Genomic DNA, 8,000 nt, shown 5'->3' on the forward strand with positions numbered 1-8,000 from the left:
TTAAATATAAGGCGGTATTAACGAGTTAATACCGCCTTACCTCTAATTACCACTAGCTTTTTGAGCATGATCTCGAGTTCTAGTCTTCGCAGTTCAACTCCTCAATCAACGGATAAGTTGCTAGGCAGGTTTAGCGAGCATCTCCTCATTAAAATTTTTATAACCATTGACAACATGGCATTTTAATTATATGCCTTCAGAGGTGTCCATGAACCATGGCTTTCCTACTTATTGTAGGTATCACCGTATTAACAATACTTTGCAATAACTATATTTAATAATAGAAGGTCAAATAATGAAAATTCAATGCTTAGACCCATTAGGGATAAACAGCTATGAAAGAGAAGCAAATGAGAAACTTGAAGCTAGCCTTCCAAATAACTGGAAAGCTTATTCTTCGTTAGAAATGAGAGGTCGGCAAAGTAAAGAGTTTGAAGGCGACTTAATTTTGATTACACACGATCGAATCATAAATGTTGAGCTGAAAAACTGGTCTGGAAAAATTTATTCAAAAGAAGGAAAGTGGGTTGTACAGTTTCCAGATGGACGTGAAGAGCATCGTAGTAATGGTGTGCGCCAAGCAAGAAGATCTGCCCAAATACTAGCAACCAAATTGAAAGAGCGTTTAAGCGATCGATTTGTCCCTTGGGTCGATCATTGTGTTGTTTTATGTGGTGAGGCTACTAAAGACCACCTTCATCCTGATGAGCAAGACTATGTCTTTACATTAGAAGAGTTTTCTAAAATTGGCGACGAAAAAGTCTATAAAAAGCATTTCGAAGATAAATCATGGATGATAAAAAGAAAAGAAGATGCACCTAACAAAAACTTAAAGCAATGGGATAAAATCTTTTCTAATAACAGTGCGGATTTTAAAGCAAAAAATTATTCCGCTAACAACTATGTCTTACAAGGAATGCCGTTATTCCAACATAGAGATGGACTATATTCTGAATATCTTAGCCAACGTTCAGATAATCATAACTACAAAGCATTGATGCGCAGGTGGAATTTTACTTCTCCGTGTATCGTTGAGCATGCAAGAACACCAGAACAAAGATCTCTAATTGCGCATAGAGAAAGTGATGTGCTTGGGTATATAGCAAGTCAGGATGAGGATCTTAGGGATGCATTTCTACGACTTGAATATTTACCTGGTGAACTATCGTCAGATTTTGTTGAGTTATATGAATGGCCAAATAAAAAAGAGCGACTTGATACATTTATCAGAAAACACAGCACAACACTTACGGAAGAAAATAGGCTCAACCTGATTCAAGCTCTAGTTAGTCGACTCGCTAGTCTCCATGATATTGATGTTGCACATCGTGACATTGGAAATCACAGCGTCTGGGTATCACTTCCAAGTAAAGTCGTATTGTCTAACTTCTTAACAGCGACCTATCCAGACCCACAAAATAAAACAGTATCTAATATTCGTAAAATCCTTCAACATAATAAAATTGAAACACCTGAAGAATTGTACGACGACTCTAACGGTACGCATTTTACTCGTGATGTATATCTGGCTACTGCTATATGTCACTATATTGCATTTGGCAAACTACCAATTAAAGAAGACGGCATTTATATATGGGAAACAATTGAAGACAACCACATAGGCCAACGACTCAATAAATGGTTTGAAAGGGGATTAGAGCTTGAAGCTGCAGCCCGTTTCAAAGACTTACGAGAAGCACTTACTGAACTTAATAAACTATTGAATGTAGGGGAATCTAATGGTGAAGATAAACTAGGTATGTTGGCCAACTACCACTCTTCAAAAAACATCTACGTTGATTTTGGTGATATCAGCTCAGTCAAAGGTAATGGAACATTTATTTTTTTAAAAGCTGTTGATGATACATTTGGACTGAAAGCTTGGTTTGGGGTGAGTGACGTATTAGCAGATGGTGGAGTTAATAGTCAATTACTTTCATTCTTTAATAGGCTGGATATTAGAAAAAACGCTGATATAAAGTGCCTTCCAAGAATTATAGACTATGGATTAAACCCACAAATGACCTGCGCATTCTTCCAGTTTGAGTGGATTAAAGGCATTACCTGGAAGCAGTTTATTGAGTCAAAATCTATTGAAGACCCTACGCAAAATATAAAAAAACTGTTATCTTCAATAATTGATCTACATTCAGCAAGCATCCATCACGGCGATATTCACCCAGAAAACATCATTATCAATGATAATGGCTTAGTGTTTATAGACATTATTGAGTTAGATGAAAGTAGATATACCCCCACCTACACCCCTGATAATCATGAGAATATCTCTAAGGCAAGCATAGACCGCTACGCCATTGTAAAGATAATTAGTGAGTTATCAGATTTAATGCAGCTAACCCATCTAAAAAAATATGTAAATGAGTTACTTGAACTACCTGAAGTTTCAAGCCAAGAAATTATAAAACTGCATGATGAATTAGATAATATAATTATCCCCACACCTCTAAAGCTGGTTAATACTTTCAAGATATTCCATAAAAGCCTTCCAACTAAACAGAATAAATTATTGTCTGATGATGGGAGATACTATTTAGATTTAGACATTAATAAAGGTAAAGATAATGACCTCGTTTCTGTTAGAATAACTGGTGTAAAACATAGATTGAGTATACTCATCCATCCCGAAAAAAAGTTTATAGTTTCAGCTAAAATTGATGAAATCAGGCACAATGAATTCATAAGCAATAAGAAAAGATCGATCCTTGAACTAAATGGTGAAATTATTTTCTGTAAATCTGAGAGTGAAGCTTCAGAAGAATTTTTTGGTGAAATACTTGAAAGTCCAGTGTACCGAGAACTTTGTAAGGATGCGGTAATCACAGAAGCAAGTAACACTAACCAAGCATCACCGATTTTGACTAAAATAAAAGGTTCTAAAGTAACCGATGCCAGAGATGTTTGGAAAGCACTCGTTGAAACCGAACACGAAAGTAACCCAAGGGTTGAGATATCTACAGATCCTCGAATTCAAGGAGATAAATATTTATTCCAATATACGAGTGAAGGCTCGTCTTTAGATTTCAATCTAAATACAGAGCGTGTTTTTGTATACGCGGAGAGACATGGCGAACTCCGTAGAATAGGATTGGTTGCCGATATCAGCCCTAATACAATGGCAATAATCATCCGAGGTAAGGCAACGATTGAGTTGGGGGATACTTTGGTTCTTGAAGGCGCGTTGACAGCATCATCATTAAACAAAAGAAAGTTGGCAACCGACAATCTTGTAAATAACCGAAGTGTTATTAGCAATATAGCAGATTACTTTTCTCCTGGCGTAGATGTTAAACCAACTGAACAAGCTGAACCTACTGAAGCAGAGTTAGACTCATATACAGAGTTTGATATTGATGGAAACGTTATTTTCAAACTAAATACACAACAACGAGAAGCGTTTAAAGGTTTATACAAGTATGGTCCTGTTAGCCTGCTTCAAGGTCCTCCTGGCACTGGCAAAACAGCATTTATTGGTTCTTTCATTCACTACTGCATATCTAATGGTGCTAGAAGGGTCCTTTTAGTCAGCCAATCTCATGAGGCTGTCAACAATGCAACTGAAAAAGTTAGATCACTATTCGGTAGAAATGATACTGAGATAGATATAGTTCGTCTTGGCGATCAGCATGTACTTTCTGAACAACTTGATGATGTGGGAGAAAAGGCACTTCAAGAACATTATAGAGATAGATTTAAAGCTGAATATGAAGAGCGAATTGCTAGGGTATCTCGAGAGTTAGGTATTGATGAGGCATTTACAAAAGTTGCGACCGAATTTGAACGGTCATTTGGCAAACAATTAGATCGTATAATATCTCGTATGAAGGATGTGGACAGCAGTGCGTCAGATGCACTGGTTAAGCAAACTGAAGTATTAAATAAGAAATTGCCGGAGTTCTTTTCTCGCAAAGCAGGTATGGAATTTAATCTAAGTGGCATTAATCTTAAATATTATAGAGACTTTATTTACTCAGCCATGGCTAGACATTATGAAATTTTCTCTGGTGATTTAGTATCAAAATTTAAGAACATAATTTCTATTTCAAATGAATGGCTGAGTGTTATGGCTTCAAGTCAATCACAATTTCAAAACTTTTTATCAAAAACTCGAACTTTGGTTTGTGGAACTTGTGTTGGTATAGGGCGTAATCATTATGGCATTCAAGAGAATATTTATGACTTAGTAGTTATTGATGAAGCTGCCAGATCACCCGCAAGTGAACTTGCAATAGCAATGCAGGTAGGACGTAAGGTTCTTTTAGTCGGTGACCATAAGCAACTCCCCCCATTATTTGATGAAGAACACATAAAAGCGGCCAAGCGTATTTTACCTGCAGTTAGCACTGAAGAGTTTAAACGCAGTGATTTTGAACGAGCATTCGTATCCAGTTATGGAAAAACTGTTGGACGATTTTTAAAAATTCAATATCGAATGATACCTGCTGTTGGAAACTTAGTATCAGAGTGTTTTTATTCAGAGGAAGGGGGCTTGGAAACCGGTCGGGGAGTAACGAAAAAAGCTTACTTAGAATTGTTCAAAGATATTTGTACACCAGTAACTTGGATTGATACTAGTAAAGCCAACAAAAGCTCTTTTGAATCTAAACCAACCACCAAGAATGCAAATCAAAAAAGTTATGTCAATAAGTACGAGGCAGAAATTATATTAGGACTTCTGAGTAAAATCGTAGCACATAAAAATTCAGAAACTATCCTTGTAGAAGGTAATGATCCTAAGATTGGCATTATTTGTATGTATGGTGAGCAAGTAAAATATTTAATTCGTGAAATAAATGGTGTTTCATGGGCACGAACTTTGCTCGAAAAATGTATCATAAAAGTAGATACGATCGATAGTTATCAAGGTAAAGAAAATGACATTGTTATCGTTTCTTTGGTCAGAAGTAACTCAAGTGGTGCTCAAGGGCACGTTGCTTCAGAGAATAGAGCAAATGTAGCTTTATCTCGTGCCAAGGAAGCATTATTTATAGTTGGAAATTCTGATATGTGGTGCAATCATAATGAAGGCTCTGCATTTGGTCGAGTGTACAAATATATCTCAGAGCATAGTGGTCAAGAATATTCTATTGTAAACTCACAATCTCTAGAGGCTAAAGAATGAAGATCCAATTAAGCAAGGTTTGTTATGGCTTACCAATGAAGTCTTTTTTTATGGATTATACCGTCAGTAAAAAAAGAGAACTGCCGGTTGTTAAAGAGTTTGTAATTAGACTCATTTATTCATTATCTTCCACTAGTTTGGATACTATTCAGGATTACTTTGGTCTAACTAGTAAAGAAATGCTGGCGATTATTGATGATTTACAAGAAGAAAACTTGGTGGAATGGGAAGGTGGTAAAATAAAGCTTACTTACTATGCGATGAGTAAGTTTACAGAAGAAGATGGGAACTTGAGGCCTACTTTTTTTGAAGTTACTGATGAAGCATCACCTGTTGAGTTCGAATTGTATAGCTTTCAAATGCTGTCAACAGATGTAAGACGCTCAGGATCTGATGACTTTAGCATTTCACTAGATTTACCGGATGAATGCTACCGCAACTTATTGAATAAGGCCCAAAACGCTTTTGATAAAAACTTCAACTTATTTAGAGAACTTGTATTGAAAGAAGATGTATTTTCAGAGGTGAAAGAATTATACAAAATAAATCAGGTATCAGATAGATATGATGCAACACTTCCACTGGAGGTGGAGTATTTTATTGATACTGACTCTCCCAGTAAGATAAAAATGGAGTATGTTTCAAATACACTTGATGAATGGGATGAGGAAAAAAAAATGTTTTCTCTTATGGACTCTACAATTTCAGTGGGTGCATTGAAGAATCAATACCATAGTTTTAACGAATACCTTGAGATATCAAGTGATCCTTTTCTCATACAGTTTTGGGATGACAATACCAAGACTCTCAATGTTAAAGCTTTAGTTAATCATTATGAAAATGGCTTAACGAAGCTAAATAATGATACTTTTATGCTGCTCGGTAATTTTTATACCGCACAAAACAGAGGCATTATAGTGGATCGACTTGAAACTATCTTTAAAGATAGACCTGATAACTCTGGTTTGATTTGGCTTGCTAACTCCGAATCTAAAACATGGGGTAAAACTGCGGATTTAAATAAGTTAGTCGATGAAGTTTACAACTTGTTCGATAAAAGAAAGAAAACATCGAAAATAATTTTAGGTATGGCTTGCGAGAGTTATCAAGAATCAATGAATTTAAAGAACAATTTCTGGAAGCTATCCAACGCAGAGCTTATGGACTTACCAGCTAAATTTGGTGGTGCTGATGCAGAGTTTATGATTATACCGGGTCTTATGGTAGCCAGCTTATTTCATTTACAGCAAGATGAGCAGCGCGACATTTCTCTTCCTGTTGGTTATATAAGTTTTGCCCCTAAATTTGTATCTAAAGTTTCAATTAAGTTTTTTGATTGGATAACACTTCAGTCAAGATATAATGACTTTTTCGAAAAGAAAGATATAGAGGAAGATCAAAAAGTCAGAAATAAATGTCTTACACCAATACTTCATCAAATTAAACCAGCAAGCTAACAAACATACCCATATGACACACATCAAATTCAGTCATTATTTTATCAGTTACTGCTACCCAGTCTGCATAAATGTCCATCATGCAATGAGACAAAGTACGATGCATTACTCATTGGATATATAATCCTTTGAGCATCATGTATAGCGTTCTATTAAGCCATTAACCACTGAAAATGATGGACTTTATTGGAAAGTAATAAACAAGGGGGTAAATCTGTACAGATCTAGTTATCACCTGACACCGGCCTCAAACCGGTGTCTTGTTTACGCTACTTTAGTGCGCACTTCCTTCGGTATCAATTTCAGACCCTTTTTGAACATGCTGTAGGGAGTCTGTCCTTCCATCATCCTGCCCTGATGTGGCCGCTGGGTGTTGTAGTGATCCAGATAGCTGTCCAGGTCTGTCTGCATCTGCTCTACCGACTCATACCAGGTTGTCCTCCCCTTGATACGGAAATGTTCATCCAGCAGGGTGCGATGTAGCCGCTCGATAAAGCCGTTGCTCTGCGGCCTGCGTACCTTGGTGGTCCGGTGCTCAATCCCCTCCAGTTGCAGGAACAGCTCGTAGGGGTGATGGTCAGGGCGCCCGCAGAACTCGCGCCCGTTGTCCGACAGGATGGTATAGACCCGCGCCTCGTGAGCCTCGTGAGCCTCGAAGAACGGCAGGACCGTTTCGTTGAGCACATGGACCGAGGTCACCGGCAGCTTGCTGATGTAGAGCCGTCCCCAGGCGTGGCGGCTGTAGCAGTCCAGTACGGTTTGCAGATACACCTTGCCCACCCCCTTGAGTGCGCCGACGAAGAAGGTGTCGACCGCCACCAGTTCCCCGGTGTAGTGGACCTCTATCTGACGTTCTCGGAACTCGGGGCTGAAGCGCTCGAGCAGGCGGATCTGCTCGTCATTGAGCTCAATCGTCTGTTCCCTATGGGTTTTCTCGAGGCGCAACAAGCGGTCATGCTTGGAGCCGACATTCCGCACCTGATTTAGGAATAAATTTGCCGATAGCGCTCACCCAATACCTCCAAAATGATCTGCTGGTCTCCTGTTAGCTCCGTTACTTGTGGCGGAGCTTCTCCCAGTCGATATTCATGGATGCCACCAAAGCGCAAAAAGATCCAACGGGCCGTCGGCTGCTGGGTCGGTTTCTTTTTCATATCCGCCACACTGCGATTCTGCTCCACTAATCCCTGCCGGATCCGGTGCTCCAACGCTGCGTAAATCATCAGGCTACAGGTCATCACCATGAGCAACGCTTCAATCCGCTCCGGCTTTTTCAGGTACAGTGAGGAGGTTAAAAACTCCGGGCTCTTGAGAAAACGAAAGCCCCGTTCGACATTCTGCTGCGCTTTATAGGTGGCCAAAAGTTCGGCCATGGTCAGCGTATCGCTGTGGTCATTGGTCGC

3 protein-coding genes and 1 pseudogene are annotated in these 8,000 nt (G+C 38.8%); 2 read left to right on the forward strand and 2 right to left on the reverse strand.

Annotated features, from left to right (window positions below):
• Positions 1 to 295: 295 nt before the first annotated feature.
• Together HKD46_RS15785 and HKD46_RS15790 are read left to right on the forward strand one after the other, a co-directional pair.
• Positions 296 to 5,140, forward strand: coding sequence for an AAA domain-containing protein (locus HKD46_RS15785; protein WP_171865643.1), 4,845 nt, complete (start codon positions 296 to 298; stop codon positions 5,138 to 5,140).
• Positions 5,137 to 6,597 (forward strand): hypothetical protein, encoded by a 1,461-nt coding sequence (locus HKD46_RS15790; RefSeq protein ID WP_171865644.1) that lies wholly within the window; start codon positions 5,137 to 5,139, stop codon positions 6,595 to 6,597. The genes HKD46_RS15785 and HKD46_RS15790 overlap by 4 nt, the downstream gene beginning before the upstream one ends.
• A 264-nt stretch (positions 6,598 to 6,861) precedes the next feature.
• Here the strand turns inward: HKD46_RS15790 and HKD46_RS15795 are convergent.
• Positions 6,862 to 7,560, reverse strand: a pseudogene (locus HKD46_RS15795) (integrase core domain-containing protein); the annotation flags it as partial.
• A gap of 20 nt (positions 7,561 to 7,580) precedes the next feature.
• A partial coding sequence (locus HKD46_RS15800; RefSeq protein ID WP_171865645.1) for an IS1634 family transposase occupies positions 7,581 to 8,000 on the reverse strand: 420 nt, incomplete at its 5' end.

The organism is Aeromonas sp. TW 6, from assembly GCF_013168745.1.
Taxonomy (GTDB): Bacteria; Pseudomonadota; Gammaproteobacteria; order Enterobacterales; family Aeromonadaceae; genus Aeromonas; species Aeromonas caviae.